Origin of the sequence: Halomonas flagellata (genome assembly GCF_022487945.1) — a bacterium.
GTDB lineage: Bacteria > Pseudomonadota > Gammaproteobacteria > Pseudomonadales > Halomonadaceae > Halomonas > Halomonas flagellata.
The window spans coordinates 48,704-68,968 of the sequence record NZ_JAKVPY010000002.1 but is presented as its reverse complement, the minus strand read 5'-3'; the positions used below and the strand labels follow the sequence as shown (position 1 = coordinate 68,968).

19 protein-coding genes are annotated in these 20,265 nt (G+C 70.1%); 5 read left to right on the top strand and 14 right to left on the bottom strand.

The genetic code is table 11. From position 1 onward, the window contains the following. Nucleotides 1–32 precede the first annotated feature (32 nt). From MKP05_RS02035 to radC, 8 genes are all read right to left on the bottom strand, one after another. Nucleotides 33–1,046: a tryptophan--tRNA ligase gene (locus MKP05_RS02035; protein WP_240566804.1), complete on the bottom strand. Its 1,014-nt coding sequence runs from the start codon at nt 1,044–1,046 to the stop codon at nt 33–35. A gap of 312 nt (nt 1,047–1,358) precedes the next feature. Then, nucleotides 1,359–2,474 carry an alanine dehydrogenase gene (gene ald / locus MKP05_RS02030; protein ID WP_240566803.1) on the bottom strand — a complete coding sequence of 372 codons (1,116 nt, stop codon included), beginning with the start codon at nt 2,472–2,474 and terminating at the stop codon, nt 1,359–1,361. Between the two features lie 201 nt (nt 2,475–2,675). Beyond that, on the bottom strand, nt 2,676–2,996 hold the full coding sequence (locus tag MKP05_RS02025; protein WP_110282926.1) for a putative signal transducing protein: 321 nt from the start codon (nt 2,994–2,996) through the stop codon (nt 2,676–2,678). 5 nt (nt 2,997–3,001) lie between these two features. Next, nucleotides 3,002–4,198, bottom strand: coding sequence for a class I SAM-dependent rRNA methyltransferase (locus MKP05_RS02020; RefSeq protein ID WP_240566802.1), 1,197 nt, complete (start codon nt 4,196–4,198; stop codon nt 3,002–3,004). A gap of 51 nt (nt 4,199–4,249) precedes the next feature. After that, a complete protein-coding gene (gene mutM / locus MKP05_RS02015) occupies nt 4,250–5,089 on the bottom strand; it encodes a bifunctional DNA-formamidopyrimidine glycosylase/DNA-(apurinic or apyrimidinic site) lyase (protein WP_240566801.1) in 840 nt (279 codons plus the stop codon). A 123-nt stretch (nt 5,090–5,212) separates the two neighbouring features. Then, nucleotides 5,213–5,368 (bottom strand): 50S ribosomal protein L33, encoded by a 156-nt coding sequence (gene rpmG, locus MKP05_RS02010; protein WP_102630031.1) that lies wholly within the window; start codon nt 5,366–5,368, stop codon nt 5,213–5,215. Between the two features lie 26 nt (nt 5,369–5,394). Beyond that, complete coding sequence (rpmB, locus tag MKP05_RS02005; protein ID WP_110282923.1) at nt 5,395–5,631, bottom strand: 50S ribosomal protein L28; 237 nt, start codon at nt 5,629–5,631, stop codon at nt 5,395–5,397. 598 nt (nt 5,632–6,229) lie between these two features. Further along, nucleotides 6,230–6,904, bottom strand: a complete 675-nt coding sequence (gene radC, locus MKP05_RS02000; RefSeq protein ID WP_110282922.1) for a RadC family protein — start codon at nt 6,902–6,904, stop codon at nt 6,230–6,232. A gap of 135 nt (nt 6,905–7,039) precedes the next feature. Here radC and coaBC point away from each other — a divergent pair, with 135 nt between their 5' ends. From coaBC to slmA, 5 genes are all read left to right on the top strand, one after another. Continuing rightward, nucleotides 7,040–8,317 carry a bifunctional phosphopantothenoylcysteine decarboxylase/phosphopantothenate--cysteine ligase CoaBC gene (gene coaBC / locus MKP05_RS01995; RefSeq protein WP_240566800.1) on the top strand — a complete coding sequence of 426 codons (1,278 nt, stop codon included), beginning with the start codon at nt 7,040–7,042 and terminating at the stop codon, nt 8,315–8,317. Nucleotides 8,318–8,345: 28 nt separating this feature from the next. Continuing rightward, the gene (dut, locus tag MKP05_RS01990) at nt 8,346–8,828 is read left to right on the top strand and encodes a dUTP diphosphatase (RefSeq protein ID WP_240566799.1); all 483 of its coding nucleotides are present in this window, start codon (nt 8,346–8,348) and stop codon (nt 8,826–8,828) included. Nucleotides 8,829–8,859: 31 nt separating this feature from the next. Then, the gene (locus tag MKP05_RS01985) at nt 8,860–10,257 is read left to right on the top strand and encodes a phosphomannomutase/phosphoglucomutase (protein ID WP_240566798.1); all 1,398 of its coding nucleotides are present in this window, start codon (nt 8,860–8,862) and stop codon (nt 10,255–10,257) included. A gap of 69 nt (nt 10,258–10,326) precedes the next feature. Next, on the top strand, nt 10,327–11,244 hold the full coding sequence (argB, locus tag MKP05_RS01980; protein ID WP_240566797.1) for an acetylglutamate kinase: 918 nt from the start codon (nt 10,327–10,329) through the stop codon (nt 11,242–11,244). A gap of 80 nt (nt 11,245–11,324) precedes the next feature. Next, a complete protein-coding gene (gene slmA / locus MKP05_RS01975) occupies nt 11,325–11,942 on the top strand; it encodes a nucleoid occlusion factor SlmA (protein WP_240566796.1) in 618 nt (205 codons plus the stop codon). A 15-nt stretch (nt 11,943–11,957) separates the two neighbouring features. Here the strand turns inward: slmA and MKP05_RS01970 are convergent, their stop codons facing one another. From MKP05_RS01970 to ftsY, 6 genes are all read right to left on the bottom strand, one after another. Next, entirely contained in the window at nt 11,958–13,304 is a 1,347-nt protein-coding gene (locus MKP05_RS01970) for a DUF3999 domain-containing protein (protein WP_240566795.1), read from the bottom strand. Next, the gene (locus MKP05_RS01965; protein ID WP_240566794.1) at nt 13,301–16,012 is read right to left on the bottom strand and encodes a DUF2339 domain-containing protein; all 2,712 of its coding nucleotides are present in this window, start codon (nt 16,010–16,012) and stop codon (nt 13,301–13,303) included. Before MKP05_RS01965 ends, MKP05_RS01970 begins: the two co-directional genes overlap by 4 nt. A 178-nt stretch (nt 16,013–16,190) precedes the next feature. Then, nucleotides 16,191–17,057, bottom strand: coding sequence for an RNA polymerase sigma factor RpoH (rpoH, locus tag MKP05_RS01960; RefSeq protein WP_110282914.1), 867 nt, complete (start codon nt 17,055–17,057; stop codon nt 16,191–16,193). Between the two features lie 243 nt (nt 17,058–17,300). Continuing rightward, entirely contained in the window at nt 17,301–18,278 is a 978-nt protein-coding gene (gene ftsX, locus MKP05_RS01955; protein ID WP_240566793.1) for a permease-like cell division protein FtsX, read from the bottom strand. Next, a complete protein-coding gene (gene ftsE, locus MKP05_RS01950; RefSeq protein ID WP_240566792.1) occupies nt 18,275–18,943 on the bottom strand; it encodes a cell division ATP-binding protein FtsE in 669 nt (222 codons plus the stop codon). The genes ftsX and ftsE overlap by 4 nt, the downstream gene beginning before the upstream one ends. Next, nucleotides 18,940–20,265 (bottom strand): signal recognition particle-docking protein FtsY, encoded by a 1,326-nt coding sequence (gene ftsY / locus MKP05_RS01945; protein WP_240566791.1) that lies wholly within the window; start codon nt 20,263–20,265, stop codon nt 18,940–18,942. The genes ftsE and ftsY overlap by 4 nt, the downstream gene beginning before the upstream one ends.

The window sequence follows — 20,265 nt, the reverse complement described above, 5'->3', positions numbered from 1 at the left end:
ACGCCCGATACTTCAGGGGAAGCCGGATACCGTCAGATGAAGCGGCCCAGCCCCACCGCCTGGCGCAGGCGATCCAGGAAGGGAACGGCCTCGCCACGGGCCCGCTCGGCCCCCTTGAGCAGCACCTGCTCGATGTGGCCGGGGTCCTCCATCAGCGCCTGGTAGCGCTCACGGGGTTCGCGCAGCTGCTCGTTGAGGTACTCGAAGACCCGGTTCTTGGCCTCGCCCCAGCCGATGCCGTTCTCGTACTCGCGGCGCATGGCGGCGCTCTCCTCCGCCGTGGCGAAGGCCGAGTAGATCTGGAACAGGGTGCAGCCGTCGGGATCCTTGGGCTCGCCGGGCTCCAGCGAGTTGGTCTTGATCTTGCGCACCAGCTTCAGCAGCTTCTTCTCGGAGACGAACAGCGGGATGGTGTTGTTGTAGCTCTTGGACATCTTGCGCCCGTCGAGGCCATTGAGCACCGCCACCCGGTCGTCCACCACCGCCTCGGGCAGGCTGAAGTAGTCGCCCTTGAAGAGGTGGTTGAAGCGCGCGGCGATGTCCCGGGCCATCTCGATGTGCTGGATCTGGTCACGCCCCACCGGCACCTTGTGGGCGTTGAACATCAGGATGTCGGCGGCCATCAGCACCGGGTAGCCGAACAGCCCCATGGTGATGCCCTTGTCGGGGTCCTGGTTGCCGGCGGCCTCGTTCTCGGCCACCGCCGCCTTGTAGGCGTGGGCCCGGTTCATCAGCCCCTTGGCGCAGACGCAGGAGAGCATCCAGGTCAGTTCGGTGATCTCCGGCACGTCCGACTGGCGATAGAAGATGGCGTTGTCGGTATCCAGCCCCAGCGCCAGCCAGGTGGCGGCGATCTCCAGGCGCGACTCCTGTACCCGCCTGGGGTCCTGGCACTTGATCAGGGCATGCAGGTCGGCGAGGAAGTAGTAGGACTGGACGCTGGGGTCCTGGCTCGCCGCGATGGCGGGCTTGATGGCCCCCACGTAGTTGCCCAGGTGCGGGGTGCCGGTGGTGGTGATGCCGGTGAGAACGCGTGTCTTGGTCATGGAGTCGGGCTGTGTCACTGATCGGTGGCAAATGCCGCCCATCTTACCGCGCCGCCCCGGTCAAGGCGACCGGGGCATGCGGCAAGCAGTATTCTCGCGGCTTGCCCGGCGACAGGCCGACGTGGAGGCGCTGTAAATCCCTGGGCGCTACCTTCTTCTTGCGGCGCTCTCGCCTCCTGCTCCGCTTGCAAGGCCGGTGCACGCCATCCATGGCGTGCCCGTTCGGCTTTCGCCTCACCCCTGAAGAATGACCTCCACTCTGGCCTGTCCCCGGCGCCGCTCACGCTGGCGGATGTGTCTCGACGCCTTGCCTTACTTCACCAGGGTGGCGGGATCGACGCTCTCCAGGCCGAAGGCCTCGGCCACCGCGGCGTAGGTGATCCGGCCGTCGTGGACGTTGAGCCCGGGCAGAAAGTGGCGGTCGTCGGCCAGCGCCTGCTTCCAGCCCTTGTCGGCCAGCGCCATGACGAAGGGCATGGTGGCGTTGGTCAGCGCCTGGGTGGAGGTGCGTGCCACCGCCCCGGGCATGTTCGCCACGCAGTAATGGACGATGCCGTCGACGACATAGGTCGGCTCGGCGTGGGTGGTGGCCCGGCTGGTCTCGAAGCAGCCGCCCTGGTCGATGGCCACGTCCACCAGCACGCTGCCCGGTTTCATGTCGGCGAGCATGGCACGGGTGATCAGCTTGGGCGCGGCGGCTCCGGGAATCAGCACGGCCCCGATGATCAGGTCGGATTCGCGCACCGCCTCGTCGATGGCGTCGGCGGTGGAGAAGACCGTCTTCATGCGCCCCTGGTAGCGGTCGTCCAGGGTCTCGAGCCGCGGGATCGACTTGTCGAGCACCGTGACCTCGGCGCCCAGGCCCAGCGCCATGCGCGCGGCGTTCTCGCCCACCACGCCGCCACCGATGACGGCCACCTTGCCCGGGGCCACGCCGGGCACGCCGGGCAGCAGCACGCCGGCGCCGCCCTGGGCCTTCTCCAGGCTGTGGGCGCCGGCCTGCACCGCCATGCGGCCGGCCACGGTGCTCATCGGCGCCAGCAGCGGCAGCCCCCCCTGGCGGTCGGTGATGGTCTCGTAGGCAATGCAGGTGGCACCGCTCGCCATCAGGCCGCGGGTCAACGACTCCTCGGCGGCCAGGTGCAGGTAGGTGAACAGGGTCTGACCGGTCGTCAGGCGTGACACCTCCTCGGGCTGGGGCTCCTTGACCTTGAGGATCAGCTCGGCGCCGGTCCACACCGTCGACACGTCCGCTTCCAGCCGCGCCCCGGCCGCCTCGTAGTCGCTGTCCTGGAAACCCGCGCCCTCACCGGCCCCGCTCTGCACGGTGACCACGTGCCCGCGAGCGACCAGCTCCCGGGCGCCTGTGGGAGTCAGGGCAACGCGATACTCATGGTTCTTGATTTCCTTCGGGACGGCGATCTGCATGGGACCCTCCTGCGGGCTCTTGTCGGGTAGGTTTCCTCCCCATTACAGCACAGGCAGAGCATCCACAAAGAGTCCACGCACAATTTCAATAAAAATCCACGAACCCAGGCCCTTCAGCCAAAGATCATCTTGCTGCAAGACTGTCCAGCAGAAAACCCTACGGGCGCTGCTGGCCCCGCCGCGGACGAGGCAGGCAGGCGCTCAGCCCGGGCGGTGAGTGCCACAGTTCCAGCAGGTGTCGAACGCCCCCTCCAGGCGTTCGCCGCAGCCGGGGCAGGTCCAGTCGGGCCGCTCGCTACCCCCTTCCAGGGAGTCGCGGATCAGCGCCTCGGCGCGCTCGCGGTTATGGGGCGCCACCCAGACCTCGGGCTCGCACTCCCCCAGCGGCAGCTCTCCGGCGCCGCCGCCCAGGGTCATGTTGCGCAGCTCGGCGGGGATCCCCGCCGCATCCAGCACATTGTGCAGATGACTGACCAGCAGCGCATTGGAGTGGGCGAAGACACGGACATACTCGGAGGACATGGCGCTCAATCCCTGAACACCCTGATGCCCAGGGCCTTGAGGTACGAGGTTTCCGGGATCGCCGGGTGTACCGGATGGTCCGGCCCCTGGTGGCCCTGGAAGAGGATCTGGCCCTGGCGGTCCTGGTGGCGCACCGCGCCGCGCACCACGTCGACCAGCCGCTCCGGCGCCAGGTGCATGGAGCACGAGGCCGACAGCAGCAGGCCATCGCGACCGAGCAGCCGCATCGCCTCGCGATTGAGCTTGCCGTAGGCACGCTCGCCGGCCGGGATGTCCTTGCGCTTCTTGATGAAGGCGGGCGGGTCGAGGATCACCACGTCGAACTGCTCGCCGTCGTCCTTGAGCGCGGCCAGGGCCTCGAAGGCATCGCCCTCGCCCACCGCCACCTGCTCGTGCAGGCCGTTGAGGGCGGCATTCTCTGCGACCCGTTCCAGGGCAGGACCGGAGGCATCGACGCAGAGCACCTCGGAGGCTCCATTGGCGGCGGCCTGCACCCCCCAGCCGCCGACATAGCTGAACAGGTCCAGCACCCGCTTGCCGGCCACCAGGCCGTTGAGCCAGGCACGGTTGACCCGGTGGTCATAGAACCAGCCGGTCTTCTGGCCATCGAGGACCGGGGCCGCGAAACGCACGCCATTCTCTTCCAGCAGCACCCGCTCGGGCAGTTCGCCCTTGACCACCTCGACGCCGAGCTCGAGGCCCTCCTGGCGACGGCCGCCGGTGTCGTTGCGCAGCACCACCACCTGCGGCGACAGCACCTTGTCCAGGGCGTCGAGCAGCTCGTTCACCACCGTCTGCATGCCGGCGGTGTTGAGCTGGACGACCAGCACCTCGTCGTAGCGATCGATGACCAGCCCGGGCAGCAGATCGCCCTCGCCGTGCACCAGGCGATAGAAGGGCCTGGCGAAGAGCCGCTGGCGCAGCGACAGGGCCTGGTTCAGGCGGTGCACCAGCAGCGAGCGGTCGAGCCCCTGCTTCGGGTCACGGGAGACCATCCGCGCACAGATCAGCGAGTGCGGATTGACGTAGGCCACGCCCAGGGCCTTGCCGCCTGCGGCTTCCACCACCGCCTGCTCGCCGGCCTCGATGTCCTTGAGCGGCGTGGCCTCGATGTCGATCTCGTTGGAGTAGAGCCAGAGGTGGCCGGCCTTGAGGCGGCGGTCGGCGTGCTTCTTCAGGCGCAGGGTTCGGGTGACGGTCATGGACTTGTCTCGTGGAGAAGAGGAAATGGCGGTGGTCTCGCCGCCCTGGCGTCAGGTCTGACAGCTGCCGCAGAACACGCTGGCCCGCTGGCCCAGGGTCACCAGGCGCAGCCCGGCGCCGCAGCGCCGGCAGGGCTGGCCGTCGCGGCCGTAGACGTTGAGGCGCTGGGCGAAGTAGCCGGGCTCGCCGGTACCGCCGACGAAGTCGCGCAGGGTGGTGCCGCCCTGGGTGATGGCAGCGGCCAGCACCTCCTTCACCGCCGCGGCCAGGCGGTCGTAGCGCTCCCGGGAGATGCGGCCGGCGGCCCGGCGCGGGTCGATGCCGGCCAGGAACAGGGCCTCGGCGGCGTAGATGTTGCCCACCCCCACCACCACGGCGCTGTCCATCAGGAAGGGCTTCACCGCCAGGCGCCGCCCGCGGGAGAGGGCGAACAGCCGCGCGCCGTCGAAGGCGTCGGACAGCGGTTCCGGCCCCAACCGGGCCAGCCGCGGGTCGGTCTCGGCGCTGCCGGCCAGCCAGTCGACGAAACCGAAACGGCGCGGGTCGTGATAGCGCAGGATGGCGCCATCGTCGAGCACCAGGTCGAGATGGTCGTGCTTCTTCGGCAGTTCGCCGAGCCGCGCGATGCGCAGGCTGCCGGACATGCCCAGGTGCCAGAGCAGGGTCGCCGGCGACCCGCTGCCCTCGCCCTGCGGGCAGAGCGGCACCAGCAGGTACTTGGCGCGGCGGGCCAGCATGCCGACACGGGTGCCCACCAGGCGCTCGACGAGATCCGTCGGCACCGGCACGCGCAGGCGCGGCTGACGCACGATCACCTCGGTGATCTCGCGGCCCTCGACATGGGGCGCGATGCCACGGCGTGTGGTCTCGACTTCGGGCAGTTCGGGCATCGAGTTTCTCGCTCCGCTCGGCCGCCGGTGGCCTGCACAAACGCCTGAACCCGGCTTATTCAGCCGGGTTCAGAAGGACAGGTCTTTCACCTGCGGCAGGAGCCATCAAGGGTCGCGAGCGACTTACTTGATCTTGGCTTCCTTGTACATCACGTGCTGGCGGACCACCGGGTCGTACTTCTTGAACTCGAGCTTGTCCGGGGTGTTCCGCTTGTTCTTGTCGGTGGTGTAGTAGTGGCCGGTACCGGCGCTGGACACCAGCTTGATCTTGTCACGCATGACTGATTGCTCCCTTGGTGGATCGCTTAGACGGCTTCGCCGCGCTTGCGGATGTCGCCGAGCACCGCCTCGATGCCCTTCTTGTCGATGATGCGCATGCCCTTGGAGGAGACGCGCAGCCTGACGAAGCGCTTCTCGGACTCCACCCAGAAACGGTGGCTGTGCAGGTTCGGCAAGAAACGACGACGGGTCTTGCGCTGGGAGTGTGAAACGTTGTTACCAGTCACCGGGCGCTTGCCGGTAACCTGACATACTTTTGACATTGGAGCCTCCAACCGCTGGGCCAGGTATTCGAAACGTGAGTGTTCAATACCTGAGTGTTCAAAACCTGTCGGGCAAACCGGGATATCCCGCTACATTTGACCCAAGGGAATTCAAAGGCTGCACTTTATACCAGAGACCGTCACGCTCGGCAAGCGGCGCGACGATGATCCGACAGGGGCATGACATGGCCCCGCGTCACTCGCGAGCGGCGCGGAAGGCGGCGATGACAGGCAGGGATCCATGCCGAAGGGCAGGACCGAGCGCAGCCGGTGCGACATTATACCCGGCCACGTCAGGTTTTCCTATCCACTCCTCATATCCATCAGGGCTATCGCAGATGGCGGTAACGCTCGAGGCTGTTCCGGCGACAGGTCGGCGAGGGGGCGCTGTGAACCCCTCCCTGGGCGCTACCGATTCCCTGCTGCGCTTTCGCATCCTGCTTCACTTGCAGGGCCGGGGTTGGCCATCCATGGCCAACCCGTTCGGCGGGAAGAACATTCACTGGATGTTCTTCTGATTCCGCCTCACCCCTGGAATCGGACCCCCTCTTCGACCTGTCCCCGGCGCCTCTCGCTTTGGGTAACGGCGATTGCCCTGTCAAATCCACCCCCGCTCGGCGAAGGACACCACCTCGCCGTCGCCCACCACGAAATGGTCCAGCACGCGGATCTCGAACAGCCCCAGCGCCTCGCGCAACCGCTCGGTGATGCGCCGGTCGGCGTCGCTGGGTTCGGCCACGCCGGAGGGATGGTTGTGGGCGAAGATGAGCGCCCCCGCCCCCAGCTCCAGCGCCCGGCGGGCCACCTCCCGGGGATAGACCGAGGCGCTGTCCAGGGTGCCGCGGAACAGCGACTCGTATCGGATCACCCGGTGCTGGCTGTCGAGGAAGAGCGCGGCGAACTCCTCGTGGCCCAGGTGGCGCAGCTGCGAGGCAAGGTAGGCCCGCACCAGCGACGGCGAGGTCAGGGCATCGCCCCGGGCCAGCTGGCTGGCCAGGTGGCGCCGCGAGAGCTCGAGGGTCGCCTGCAGCTGCACATACTTGGCCGTGCCCAGGCCATGCTCGGCGCAGAAGCGCTCACGACCGGCCTCGAGCAGCGGTCGCAGCCCGCCGAAGGCGCCGAGCAGGTCGCGGGCCAGGTCCACCGCCGAGCGGCCCTGCACGCCGACCCTCAGGAAGATCGCCAGCAGCTCGGCATCAGACAGCGCCTCGGGCCCCAGCGCCAGCAGTTTTTCCCGGGGGCGCTCGCCCTCCGGCCAGTCACGGATCGCCATTCCTGCCTCCCTGCACACCGTTCCGTCGCCATTGCGTCACACACCAGTGTAGCCGTCCCGCTACGCCACCGCGGCTACGCAAGGCACCCCGCCGATGGTAAGGTAGGCGACTGGATATCAGCTCGGATCTCGTCCATGTCAACGCTGTCAAGCAAGCGCCTCCTACTCGGCATCAGCGCCGGTATCGCCGCCTACAAGAGCGCCCATCTCGCCCGCCTGCTGAAGCAGGCGGGCTGCGAGGTGCGCGTGGTCATGACCGAGGGCGCCCAGGCCTTCATCACGCCCCTGACGCTACAGGCGTTGACCGGCGAGCCGGTGCGCACCTCGCTGCTCGACCCGGAGGCCGAGGCCGGCATGGGCCATATCGAGCTGGCCCGCTGGGCCGACACCATCCTGATCGCCCCGGCCACCGCCGACCTGATGGCACGCCTGGCCACGGGACAGGCGGACGACCTGCTCACCACCCTCTGCCTGGCCAGCGAGGCCGAGAAGGTGATGGCCCCGGCCATGAACCAGGCGATGTGGCGCCACCCGGCGACGGGGCGCAATGCCGCCCGGCTCGAGGCAGACGGCTGGCACCTGCTGGGGCCGGCCAGCGGCGACCAGGCCTGCGGCGACGTGGGCCCGGGGCGCATGCTGGAGCCCGAGGCGATCGTCGCCGAGCTGCTGTCCATGACGCCCGAAGCCGCGCCAGCCACGGCGACCGATACCGCGCCGACCCAGGCGCCCGGATCCCGCGAGGCCGACGGCCTGACCATCACCATCACCGCTGGCCCCACCCGGGAGCCGCTGGACCCGGTGCGCTACCTCTCCAACCACAGCTCCGGCAAGATGGGTTACGCCCTGGCCGCCGCCGCCGCCCGCCTCGGCGCGAAGGTGTGGCTGATCAGCGGCCCGGTGTCCCTGCCCACCCCCGAGGGGGTCGAGCGTCTCGATGTGGAGACGGCGCGGGAGATGCACGATGCCGCCCAGCGGCTCGCCGGCGACAGCGACATCTTCATCGGCTGTGCCGCCGTGGCCGACTATCGCGCCGAGGCGCCGGCCAGGCACAAGATCAAGAAGCGCGAAGGGCAGGACGACCTGACCCTCACCCTGGTCAAGAACCCCGACATCATCGCCGAGGTAGCGGCCCGCGAGGATCGCCCCCTGGTGGTGGGCTTCGCCGCCGAGACCCGCGATCTCGAGGCCTATGCCAGGGACAAGTTGACCCGCAAGCGGCTGGACATGATCGTCGCCAACGACGTTTCCCGGGCCGGGCTCGGCTTCGGCGCCGACGACAATGCCGCCCTGATCCTGTGGCGAGATGGCGACACCCTGGGCCGCGACCCCCTCGCCCCCCAGCCCAAGTCGCAACTCGCCATGGCCGTGATCCAACGCGCCCTGGCCTGCCTGCAGGCGCATCGACACCCCTGATACCACCCCCATTCCGCAAGGACTTCCGATGCCCGACGACACCGCCGAACGCCCGTCCGCCAAGCCTCGCCTGGCCGTCAAGCTGCTCGACCCGCGCCTGAGCGACTACTTGCCCCATTACGCCACCGACGGCTCCGCCGGCATGGACCTGCGCGCCCTGCTCGACGCGCCCCTGACCCTGGCGCCGGGCCAGTGCGAGCTGGTGCGCACCGGGCTCGCCATCCACATCGGTGACCCGGGGCTGGCCGGCATGATCCTGCCCCGCTCGGGGCTCGGCCACAAGCACGGCATCGTGCTCGGCAACCTGGTGGGGCTGATCGACTCCGACTACCAGGGCGAGCTGATGGTCTCGGTGTGGAACCGTGGCGGCGCCCCCTTCGTACTCGAGCCCTTCGAGCGACTGGCACAGTATGTGCTTGTTCCCGTGGTGCAGGCCGAACTGCAGGTCGTCGACGATTTCGCCGCCAGCGCCCGGGGCGACGGCGGCTTCGGCAGTTCGGGAAGACACTGAGCCGTTCGGGCTCCAACGAGGGATTGATCAGATGACCCAAGACACCAGACAGGCCGTACCCGCGTCGATTTTCCGCGCCTACGACATCCGCGGCATCGTCGATGACACCCTCACCGAGGCAAGCGTCGAGCTGATCGGTCGCGCGATCGGCAGCGAGGCCGCCGCCCGCGGCGAATCCACCGTGGTCGTCGCCCGTGACGGACGCCTCTCCGGGCCGCGCCTGCTCGCCGCCCTGACCCGCGGCCTGACCGCGAGCGGGCGCGATGTCATCGACATCGGCATGGTGCCCACCCCCGTCCTCTACTTCGCCACCCATGTGCTCGAGGGAACCGCCTCGGGGGTGATGGTCACCGGCAGCCACAACCCGCCCGACTACAACGGCTTCAAGATCGTGCTGGGCGGCGAGACCCTCTCCGGCGAGGCCATCACGGCGCTTTACCAGCGCATCGTGACGAGCGACCTGAGCGAGGGTGACGGCGGGGTGCGCCAGGAGGACGTGCGCGCCGCCTACCTGGAGCGCATCCTCGGCGACGTAAAGCTGGAGCGGCCGCTCAAGGCGGTGGTCGACTGCGGCAACGGCGTGGCCGGCGAGCTGGGTCCGCAGTTGATCGAGAAGCTCGGCGCCGACACCGTGCCGCTGTTCGCCGAGATCGACGGCACCTTCCCCAACCACCACCCGGACCCGGGCAAGCCCGAGAACCTGCAGGACCTGATCCGTACCGTGCAGGAGACGGGCGCCGACATCGGCCTGGCCTTCGACGGCGACGGCGACCGCCTCGGCGTGATCACCCCGAGCGGCAAGCTGATCTACCCCGACCACCTGCTGATGGCCTTCGCCGAGGACATGCTCTCGCGCAACGCCGGCGCCCGGGTGATCTTCGACGTCAAGTGCACCGGCAACCTGACCCGGGTGATCGAGGAGGCCGGCGGCACCCCGGAGATGTGGCGGACCGGCCACTCGCTGATCAAGGCCCGCATGAAGGAGACCGGTGCCCTGCTGGCCGGCGAGATGAGCGGCCACATCTTCTTCCAGGAGCGCTGGTACGGCTTCGACGACGGCCTCTACGGCGCCGCCCGCCTGCTGGAGATCCTGTCCAAGCAACACGAAGACGCCGATGCCTTCTTCGCCCGCTTCCCCCAGGACCTGAGTACCCCGGAGATCAACGTCACCGTCACCGACGAGACCAAGTTCGACCTGGTGGCCCGCCTGGCCCGGGAGGGCGACTTCGGCGCCGAGGGCGTCAAGACGACGCTCGACGGCATCCGCGTCGACTACCCCGACGGCTGGGGACTGTGCCGCGCCTCCAACACCACGCCGGTGCTGGTGCTGCGCTTCGAGGGCAAGAGCGAGGCAGCGCTGGACCGCATCCGCTCGCGCTTCGCCGAGGCCCTCGAGCAGGTGGCGCCGGAACTGGACGTGACGCTCTGAGCGAGGCGACCTCCTCCAAGACAGGCTGCCGCCGAGACGCGGCAGCCGGAATGACAAGGGAACCCGAGCATGACCGACAAGACCCGTGACCCGCGCCTGGTGGTGGAGGTGCTCTCCGAGGCGCTGCCCTACATCCAGCGCTTCTCCGGCAAGACCGTGGTGGTGAAGTACGGCGGCAACGCCATGACCGAGGACACCCTGATCGACTCCTTCGCCCGCAACATGGTGCTGATGAAGGAGGTGGGCATCAATCCGGTGGTGGTGCACGGGGGCGGGCCGCAGATCGGCGATCTGCTCAAGAAGCTCAATATCGAGTCGCGCTTCGTCAACGGCATGCGGGTGACCGACGCCGAGACCATGGACGTGGTGGAGATGGTGCTCGGCGGCCTGGTCAACAAGGGCATCGTCAACCTGATCAACCAGTGCGGCGGCAAGGCGATCGGCCTGACCGGCAAGGACGGCGCCCAGATCCGCGCCCGCCAGCTCAAGGTGGAGCACCAGACGCCGGAGATGACCGCCCCGGAGATCATCGACATCGGCCACGTCGGCGAGGTCGAGCACATCTCCACCGACCTGATCGAGATGCTCGCCGAACGCGACTTCATCCCGGTGATCGCCCCCATCGGCGTCGACGCCGAGGGCCACAGCTACAACATCAACGCCGACCTGGTGGCCGGCAAGGTGGCCGAGGCGCTGGGCGCCGAGAAACTGATGCTGCTGACCAACGTGGCCGGCCTGATGAACGCCGAGGGCGAGGTGCTCACCGGGCTGACCACCGCCCAGGTGGACGCCCTGATCAGTGACGGCACCATCCACGGCGGCATGCTGCCGAAGATCCGCTGCGCCCTGGACGCCGTGAAGGGCGGGGTGTGCAGTGCCCACATCATCGACGGCCGGGTGCCCCACGCCACCCTGCTGGAGATCTTCACCAACGCCGGGGTCGGCACCCTGATCACCGACGACGCCCACGAAGGCCCCGCCGGCTGAGCCGTCGGGCCCGCGGCGACCTTTGCGCTGCCGCGGAGCCCCGATTAGGATGGTGCGACCACATAAAAGAAAAGACCGATATGACGCAGGAAACCCCCACCCCCAGTCGCCGCGAGCAGATCCTCCAGGCGCTCGCGCTGATGCTGGAGGAAGACAGCGGCAAGCGCATCACCGTGGCCGCCCTGGCCCGCCAGGTCGGCGTCTCGGAGGCCGCCCTCTACCGCCACTTCCCCAGCAAGGCGCGCATGTTCGAGGGACTCATCGAGTTCATCGAGGCATCCTTGTTCGAGCGCATCAGCCGCATCCTCGACCAGGAGCCCCTCGCCGTCCCGCGCTGCGGCCAGGTCCTCACCCTGCTGCTCGGCTTCGCCGAGAAGAACCCGGGGCTCTCCCGGCTGCTCGGCGGCGACGCCCTGACCGGCGAGACCGCCCGCCTGCGGCTGCGCATCCACCAGCTGTTCGAGCGGCTCGAGACCCAGCTCAAGCAGATCCTGCGCGAGGCCGAGCTGCGCGAGGGGCGTCGCCCCTCCCTGCCGGTCTCGGCGGCGGCCAACCTGCTGCTGGCCCAGGCCGAAGGGCGCATCTCCCAGTACGTGCGCAGCGACTTCCGCCGCCGCCCCACCGAACACTGGGACGACCAGTGGACGCTGCTCTCGGCGCAACTGCTCAGGGAGGCGCCGCAGCTGGCGAGGGCCTGAGAGGCCGGGCGGGCCTCAGCCGCGGGCCTGGCGCAACAGCCCCAGCGCCAGGCCCGCCACCAGGGCCGCCCCTCCGCCCAGCACCGCCCACAGCAGCCAGGTCGTCCAGTCGCGAGCGGGCCGCAGCGCCCGCTCGCCGGCCAGCTCCCTCGCCGCACCGGCCGTGGCCACCGCCGGCCGCCACGCCTCCCCCCGCTGCTCGCGCAGCGAGGCCAGTACCGTCGCCACCGGCGCTTCGGCGCGCCTTGCCCGGGCGCTGCCGGCCGCCAGGCTGAAGGGCGCCTCGCCCTGGGCCAGGAACACCACGCGCTCGGGACGATACCCCAGGCGCAGGGTCGGCGCCATGCCGGCCGCCTCGCCCTCGGCCGTCAGCCGCCAGTGGCGATCGCGCACCGGGCCGGCGATCTCCCGGGGCGGCGAGCGCACCTCGCCGCTCTCGTCGTCCAGTCGGTAGCCGACCCAGGGGCCGCTTCGCCGCCGCCAGTCGTCGCCCTCGTCGTCGCGGCTCCACAGCGTCCAGCGCCCGACCCCGGCCCCCGAGGCCGGTTCGACATCGGCCCGTACGACCGGGAAACGCCCGTCGAGCCGATAGTCGACGCTGCCCTCCGCCTGGCGCTGGCCGTCGAGGGCCAGCCACTGCCAGGGCCGCTCGGCGCGAACCGGCATCGGTACCGCGCGCACCTCCTCGAGTTCGAGCGGCGCCTCGCCGACGGTCGGGCGCAGCCGCAGATAGGGGGCCGAGACCCCGCCCAGCATCAGCTGTCGGCGGGTGATGCGATGCCCCTGATGCGTCAGGTCGAGCAGCCGGCCCCGCTCCAGCACCGTCCGCCAGCGCTCGAGGTCGTCACTGGCCTCGACCCGGTAGGCGGTATCCACCGGGGCCCGGGATTCCGGCCAGGCCAGTTCGAGCGCCAGCAGGGGCTCGTCGACGGCGCCGACATCCACCAGGGCGGCCCCGTCCGGTCGCCGCGGCGCACTCTCCTCCAGCCCCCGGGTCTCGACCCGCCTCAGCCGCCCCTGCGCATCGGTCTCGCTGATCAGTTCCCAGCGGGCCCCGCCCTCGGTCTCGGGGGCGGGCAGGGGAAACCAGGGCACCGCCAGGGTCGCGGTGATCGGGTCGGCCGAGGCGTCTTCCGGCATCACCGTCGTGGGCACGGCCACGCCCCGGGCATCGAACACCTGGAGATCCCCCAGGGCGGCATCCCGGGCACTGCGATACATGGCCGGGTCCAGCGTCAACCGATAGGCCCCGCCGGCCTCCCCCGCCAGGGTCAGCGGCCACTCGCGCACCCAGTCCCCCTGGTGGTCGCTTGCCGATACCAGCAGCGGCCAGCCGAGCAACAGTGCCAACAGGCGTCTCATGGTCGCCCCTCCCCGATACCCTCGGCACGCGGCACCTCGCGGCGCGGTGGTGCCGGCGCCACATATCCCACCCCGATGCACAGCAGCCCGTAGCCGATGAAGGAGACGATGCCCAGCAGGTTACCGAGGTGGACACGATCGACCAGCACCAGCTTGGCCAGCACCACCGCCATCAGGACCGCGGCCGCGAGCCACACCTGGCGCTGCCCGCGCCGCGAGCCGACGATCCAGCCGGCCACGCCGAGCAGGCTCCACAGCAGGGTCAGCCCGGTCTGGACCAGGCCATTCGCGAGCATCGCCGGCGACCAGACGACATCCGCCCGCAGGTGCAGGCCCCGCAGCACCGTCACGGTCAGCAGCACGAAGCCGGCCGCCGCCAGCACCGCACCGCTACGCTCCTGCAGCCAGCCGGGTAGCCGGCGGGCCTGACGCGCCTGCCACAGCAGCAGCAGGACCGCCCACTGCGCGAGCTCCAGGGGATTGAGCAGCGGCCACCAGGGCAGGGGCACCGGATCGCCGGGCTGACCCAGCGCGACCAGCCAGGCCAGCGCCAGCAGCACCAGAAAGGACGCCAGCAGCGACCGCCGCCAGGCCTCGGCCTCGACCGCCAGCGGCCGCAGCACCCAGCCCGGGCGGTGCTGCAGCAGCGCTGCCATCAGCAGCCAGGGCAGCAGCGCCGCGCCCAACGACCAGGCCAGGCCGAGCGGTGGCGCCACCAGCCGGGCCAGCCACCCCGACCAGAACAGCGGCCAGGCCCACAGCCAGGCGGCCTGGGCCCAGGCCGCCGGACGCCTGACCGCCGCAGCGCCGGACGCTGGGTCACCGGCCAGGCCGGACAGCAGGCGATAGCCCAGCGCCACGTGCACCGCCCAGGCCCAGAGCGTCGGCCCGGCGCCGTCCGGGGGCACCCAGGGCCGCCCGGGGGCCGGCAGCGGCGTGGCCAGCAGGGGCTGGGCGAGCAACACCAGGCCCAGCAACAGGACCCCGGCCAGGCTCCAGGCCAGGCTCCAGGCCAGGGGCGGCTCGCGCAGCCGGCGATGGACCTCGCCGAGCAGCGCCCCGCTCAGCGCCAGGAACACCAGCAGCGCACCGGCCGCATGCTCCGAGGCCACGAAGCGCTCGATCTCGTGCACGCCATTGCCGAGCCACCAGGCCAGCCCCCAGAGATACCAGGCCAACGCCAGGCGGGGTCGTGCGGCCCGGCGGTAGCTCCAGGCACTGGCGAAGCCTGCCAGGGCGATCAACAGGGCGCCCATGAAGGCGGGGTTGGCCAGCGCCCGCGCATCGCCAGCGGCCAGGACCTGGCCCCCCAGCAGGGCCAGGCCGGCCAGCAGCTGCAGCCCCACGCCGGCGACCTGCGGCAGCCGGCGTTGCTGGCGCAGCCCCAGCCAGATCAGGGCCGCCCCCTCCAGGGCGAAGGCGCTGGCGGTCAGCCGGGCCGAGAGGGCCAGCGGCACCGCCAGGGTCGCGAAACCCACGGCCAGCAGGGCATGGGCCTGCCCCAGGAAACGCAGGGCCGTCTGGCGCAGCAGCCGACGGGCCAGCAGCGCATAGACCAGCGCCAGCCCCAGGGCACAGTAGGCCAGCGGCATCCGGGCGCCCTCCAGCAGGGCCGACTGGAGGGCAAAGGCCACCAGCGGGGTGCCGAACACCAGGCTGCCGTCCACGCGGCGGCTGTCGACGAGGCCGCCAGTGGCCGCCGGCCGATGACGGGCATGAAAGACGGGAATCAACAGGTAGAGGACGAAGAACAGCACCAGGAACGGCTGCACGGTGGCGATGTCGGCCGGGCGATAGGCCAGCACGCCCCAGGCCGTGGCGATCACGAAGGTGAAGACGAAGCCGAGCAGGTTGAGGACCCGCCAGGGCCGATACCAGGCCATGGCGAAGATGGCGACGTTGAGCAGCGCATAGTAGCCGAACAGCCCGACGTGGTGCCCCTGCCCGGTGGAGAGCCACAGGGGCGCCAGGAAGCCGGCCAGGATGCCCATCACCGCCAGGGCCAGGGCGTTCTGCCTCACCCCCAGCACGCCCAGGCCCGCCACCAGCGCGACGCTCAGGGCGAAGGCCGCCTCCACCGGCAGCAAGGGGTAGAGCCTGGCCGCGGCAAACAGCACCATCAGCAGCACGCCGATGGCACCACCCTGGAGGCTCAGCGCGAAGGCGCGGCGGCGGCCCCGCTGGCGCCAGCCGAAGGCCAGGCCCAGGATGGCGACCGCGGCGATGCCGGCCAGGCGCAGCTCGATGGAAAACGCCAGCCAGCCCTGGTCGGTGGCATATTTGATCAGGGCGGCGACGCCGGCGAAGAGCACCAGCATACCGACCTTGACCGGCACGTTACCCTCGCTGAGCCAGCGACGCGCGGCCCCCTTGCCGCGGGAAAGCAGCGGGCCGAGCCGGTCGATCGGGGCCGTCGACGGGACACCGGCGTCGCTCGGCTCGACATGGGGCGGGACCGCCTCCCAGGCCTCACGGGGAGTGCCGGCCACAGGGGAGGCGGCCGCCGGCGAGGGGCGTCGATCGGCCCTGCCGGTCGCGGCTCCCTCGCGCCCAGCTTCCCCACCGGCGCCTTCACGCCCCATCCCATGTCTCAGGGCCGCCTCCAGCGCCTCGACGCGGCGCTGCAGCCGGCCGATCCTGATCAGCGCCACCCCCAGCAACACCGGCACCGCCAGCACCATCAGCAACAGCAGCAACATGCCTTCCATGTCATGCCCCCTCACCCGCGCCATTCGACCGCGGGCCCTGCCGAATCCGGCACTCGGCACCAGGCCCCCTCTCCTTTCCCTCCGCCCTCTCAATCTAAACGAAAACGGCCCGCCTCACCCAGGGGGGAGGCGGGCCGTGCGCTCCGGCCGCGCTTTTATCGCTCAGATCATCTATCGCTCAGGCCACGAGGGTATCGCCGATCTGCAGGCGAATCTTCTTCATCGCGTTCTTCTCGAGCTGACGGATGCGCTCGGCGGAGACGCCGTAGACATCGGCCAGGTCGTGCAGCGTGGCCTTGTGCTCGGAGAGCCAGCGACGCTGCAGGATGTCGCGGGAGCGCTCGTCGAGCTCCTCCAGGGCCAGCCGCAGGCGCCGGGTGGCATCGCCTTCCCAGTCGCTGTCCTCGAGCTGGGTGGCCGGGTCGGCGGCGTCATCGTCCAGGAAGTGCACGGGGGCTTGCCAGGCGGACTCCTCGTCGTCGCCGGGCGAGGCATCGAAACCGGCATCGTGGGCCGACAGGCGACCCTCCATCTCGCGCACCACCTCGGGCTTGACGTCGAGGTCGCGGGCGATGGCATCGACCTCGTCGTTGTTCAGCCAGGCCAGGCGCTTCTTGGCACTGCGCAGATTGAAGAACAGCTTGCGCTGGGCCTTGGTGGTGGCGATCTTGACGATCCGCCAGTTGCGCAGCACGAACTCGTGGATCTCGGCCTTGATCCAGTGCACGGCGAAGGAGACCAGCCGCACGCCCTGATTGGGGTCGAAGCGCTTGACCGCCTTCATCAGGCCGACGTTGCCCTCCTGGATCAGGTCCGCCTGGGGCAGGCCATAGCCGGAGTAGCTGCGGGCGATGTGCACCACGAAGCGCAGGTGCGACAGCACCAGGCGACGCGCCGCCTCGAGATCGCCCTCCTCGTGCAGGCGAAAGGCCAGCTCGCGCTCTTCGTCGGCGGTCAGCATCGGAATGACGTTGACCGCCTGGATGTAGCCGTTGAGGTCATGTCCCGGGGAAAGGTGGCCCACCGGCAGAAGACTGGTGCTCATATGCAGGTTGTCTCCTTTTCCAAGCCCAGAGTCTTGGCCCAGGTTGATGTCGGGGTCCGCTGCCTTTGATGGCAGCGACCAGAAAATGTTCCACTGATTCGACTGATCTCCAGCGAATATACGGTGGGGTTGGGGACTCGGCAACCGTATCGCCCTTCTGAACGAGAGACGGCGCCCTTGCCGCGGCCGAGCCTCCGCTCTTCGCGGCCGCACCTCCGCTCTTCGCGGCCGCACCTCCGCTCTCTATCGCGGCCGAACCTCCGCGAGATGGCGGCTCACCGCGATCCAGGCACCCAACCAACCCAGAAGTGTACTACAGACGAGCAGGATTGCCGAGCCGGAAAGCCCCAGCCGGGGCAGACTGAAGCTGGCGCCGTAGCTGGCCGCCAGCGCCGAGACCGGGGCGGCGAGCCAGCCGCTGCCGACTGTCAGCAGCCCCCAGGCCAGCACGCCTCCCCCCAGGCCATACCAGGCGCCGCTGTAGAGGAAGGGCCGGCGCACGAAGGCGTGGGTGGCACCGATCAGGGTCACCACCTCGACCTCCTGACGGCGGCTCTCCACCGAGAGCCGGATGGTATTGCCCACCACCAGCAGCACCCCCAGGCCGAACAGCACCGCCAGTGCCAGGGCCACACGCCGCCCCAACTCGGCCAAGTGGCGCAGCCGCTCGATCCAGGCCAGGTCGAGGCGCACCTCCTCGATACCGGCCATCGTCTCCAGCCGCTCGGCCAGCGCCCGCACCGCCTCGGGGGCCGGATCGACGGGGGTCACCACCACGCTGGCCGGCAGGGGGTTCTCATCGAGTCGACCCAGGGCATCGGCGAGCCCCAGCGCCTGCTGGAACTCGGCCATGCCCTCGGCGGCGGTGATCAGCCGGGTGCGCGCCACGTCCTCGTGGGCGACCAGGGCCTCGTCGATGCGCGCCGCCTGGGCCTCGGCCACCAGGGGCTCGAGATAGACGGTCAGGGTCGCACTCTCCTCCAGCTCGGCATCGAGCAGCCGGGCACTGTCCAGGGTCAACCAGAGCGTGGCGGGCAGTACCAGGGCGATGGCGATGGCCAGCATGGTCAACAGGCTGCCGACGGGGCGGCGGACCAGGCGCAGGGCGCTGTCCAGGCACATGGCGCGGTGGTGGCGTGCCCAGCCCCGCAGGCGGCTCGAGGAGCGGGGGCGACGACTGCGGGCGCCGCGAGGGGGCGGTTGTGCCGGGCGGCGGCTCATGCGGCCTCCTCGTCGGCGACCAGGCGGCCATCGCGCAGGCGCAGCACCCGGTGGCGCAGGCGGGCGATCAGCGCCAGGTCGTGGCTGGCGATCATCACCGTGGTGCCGATGCGATTGAAGTCCTCGAACAGCACCATGATATCGGCGGAGAGTTGGGGGTCGAGGTTGCCGGTGGGCTCGTCGGCCAGCAGCAGGGCCGGCTTGTTGACCACCGCCCGGGCGATGCCGACACGCTGTTGCTCGCCGCCGGAGAGTTCGATGGGCAGGGCCTTCTCGCGGTGCAGCAGCCCCACCTTGTCCAGCGCCGCCCGCACCCGCCGCGCGCCCTCGCGGGGCTCGACGCCCTGGATCTCCAGCGGCAGGGCGACGTTGTGGTAGATGGAACGGTCGAAGAGCAACTGGTGATCCTGGAAGACCACCCCGATCTGGCGACGGTAGAAGGGCACTTGGCTGTGATGGAGCCGGTCGATGTCGTGGCCGGCGACCAGCACCCGCCCGCGGGTCGGCCGCTCGAGCCGCATGATCAGGCGCAGCAGCGAGCTCTTGCCGGCCCCGGAGTGGCCGGTGAGGAAGACCATCTCGCCTCGTCGTACGCGAAAGTCGATGTTGGCGAGCGCCTCGAAGCGCCCTCCGTAGCGCTTGCCGACATGCTCGAAGGCGATCATGCGGAGGCGGCGTCCCGATCGGCGTCCCGGTCGAACAGGGCGTCGACGAACTCGCTCGCCACGAAGGGCCGCAGGTCATCGAGCGACTCGCCGACGCCGATGAAGCGGATCGGCGTGCCGAGCTGCTTGGCCAGGGCGAAGATGATGCCGCCCTTGGCGGTACCGTCGAGCTTGGTCAGGGTCACCCCGGTGACCGGTACCGCCTCGTTGAAGGTGCTGGCCTGGGACAGCGCGTTCTGGCCGGTGCCGGCGTCGAGCACCAGCATCACCTCGTGGGGGGCCGTGGCGTCGAGCTTGCCCATCACCCGGTGGACCTTCTTCAGTTCCTCCATCAGGTGGGCCTTGTTGTGCAGGCGACCGGCGGTATCGGCAATCAGCACGTCGATGCCCCGCGCCTTGGCCGCGGCGACGGCGTCATAGATCACCGAGGCGCTGTCGGCGCCGGTGTGCTGGGCGATCACGGGCACGTCGTTGCGCTCGCCCCAGACCTTGAGCTGCTCCACGGCGGCGGCGCGGAAGGTGTCGCCGGCGGCCAGCATCACGCTCCGGCCCTCGCGCAGGAAGCGCTGGGTCAGCTTGCCGATGGTGGTGGTCTTGCCGACCCCGTTGACGCCCACCACCAGGATGACGAAGGGCCCCTCGCCCTTCGACGGCAGCTCGAGGGGCCTGGTGACCGTCTCGAGCATGGTGGCGAGCTCGTCCTGGAGCGCGCGGAAGAGCGCCTCGGGATCCTTGAGCTCCTTGCGCGAGACCCGCTCGGTGAGGCGGTCGATGATCTCGGTGGTGGCCTCGATGCCCACGTCCGCCATCAGCAGCTGGGTCTCGAGGTCCTCCATCAGTTCGTCGTCGATCTGCTTCTTGCCGAGGAAGAGCCCGGCGAGGCCGTCGGAGAGGTTGGCGCGGGTCTTGCCGAGCCCCGAGCGGATACGGGCGAACCAGCCCGCCTTCTCCTGCCGGCCTTCCTGCCTCGGCTTCTCCTGCAGCGCGGCCCGCGGCGCCTCCTCGGCGGGCTCGGTCGCCGGTGTCGGGGCATCGGCCGCCGCCCCGGTCTCGCGGGACGGCTCGGGCTCGATAGCCGGAGCCTCGTCCGGCGCCGGCACACGGGCCTGCGGGGTCGAGGGCTCGGGCGGCGTGACGGCGGCCGCCTCGTCGGGCGCGGCCGCTTCCGGCCGCGCGGTGCTCTCCTCCGCTTCGGCGCCGGTTTCGGACGCCGCGTCGTCGGCCTTCGCCGGGGCCTCGTCCTCGGTCAGGAGTTCGTTCTCCTGCTGCTCCGGCTTCCCGGGCTTGTCCTGCTGCTTCTTGCGCTTGAAAAAACCGAACAT

Excerpts from the sequence above, each read along its gene's own strand:
- MKP05_RS02035 (WP_240566804.1), bottom strand. The coding sequence starts at position 1,046 with ATGACCAAGACACGCGTTCTCACCGGCATCACCACCACCGGCACCCCG.
- ald (WP_240566803.1), bottom strand. The coding sequence starts at position 2,474 with ATGCAGATCGCCGTCCCGAAGGAAATCAAGAACCATGAGTATCGCGTT.
- MKP05_RS02025 (WP_110282926.1), bottom strand. The coding sequence starts at position 2,996 with ATGTCCTCCGAGTATGTCCGTGTCTTCGCCCACTCCAATGCGCTGCTG.
- MKP05_RS02020 (WP_240566802.1), bottom strand. The coding sequence starts at position 4,198 with ATGACCGTCACCCGAACCCTGCGCCTGAAGAAGCACGCCGACCGCCGC.
- mutM (WP_240566801.1), bottom strand. The coding sequence starts at position 5,089 with ATGCCCGAACTGCCCGAAGTCGAGACCACACGCCGTGGCATCGCGCCC.
- rpmG (WP_102630031.1), bottom strand. The coding sequence starts at position 5,368 with ATGCGTGACAAGATCAAGCTGGTGTCCAGCGCCGGTACCGGCCACTAC.
- rpmB (WP_110282923.1), bottom strand. The coding sequence starts at position 5,631 with ATGTCAAAAGTATGTCAGGTTACCGGCAAGCGCCCGGTGACTGGTAAC.
- radC (WP_110282922.1), bottom strand. The coding sequence starts at position 6,904 with ATGGCGATCCGTGACTGGCCGGAGGGCGAGCGCCCCCGGGAAAAACTG.
- coaBC (WP_240566800.1), top strand. The coding sequence starts at position 7,040 with ATGTCAACGCTGTCAAGCAAGCGCCTCCTACTCGGCATCAGCGCCGGT.
- dut (WP_240566799.1), top strand. The coding sequence starts at position 8,346 with ATGCCCGACGACACCGCCGAACGCCCGTCCGCCAAGCCTCGCCTGGCC.
- MKP05_RS01985 (WP_240566798.1), top strand. The coding sequence starts at position 8,860 with ATGACCCAAGACACCAGACAGGCCGTACCCGCGTCGATTTTCCGCGCC.
- argB (WP_240566797.1), top strand. The coding sequence starts at position 10,327 with ATGACCGACAAGACCCGTGACCCGCGCCTGGTGGTGGAGGTGCTCTCC.
- slmA (WP_240566796.1), top strand. The coding sequence starts at position 11,325 with ATGACGCAGGAAACCCCCACCCCCAGTCGCCGCGAGCAGATCCTCCAG.
- MKP05_RS01970 (WP_240566795.1), bottom strand. The coding sequence starts at position 13,304 with ATGAGACGCCTGTTGGCACTGTTGCTCGGCTGGCCGCTGCTGGTATCG.
- MKP05_RS01965 (WP_240566794.1), bottom strand. The coding sequence starts at position 16,012 with ATGGAAGGCATGTTGCTGCTGTTGCTGATGGTGCTGGCGGTGCCGGTG.
- rpoH (WP_110282914.1), bottom strand. The coding sequence starts at position 17,057 with ATGAGCACCAGTCTTCTGCCGGTGGGCCACCTTTCCCCGGGACATGAC.
- ftsX (WP_240566793.1), bottom strand. The coding sequence starts at position 18,278 with ATGAGCCGCCGCCCGGCACAACCGCCCCCTCGCGGCGCCCGCAGTCGT.
- ftsE (WP_240566792.1), bottom strand. The coding sequence starts at position 18,943 with ATGATCGCCTTCGAGCATGTCGGCAAGCGCTACGGAGGGCGCTTCGAG.
- ftsY (WP_240566791.1), bottom strand. The coding sequence starts at position 20,265 with ATGTTCGGTTTTTTCAAGCGCAAGAAGCAGCAGGACAAGCCCGGGAAG.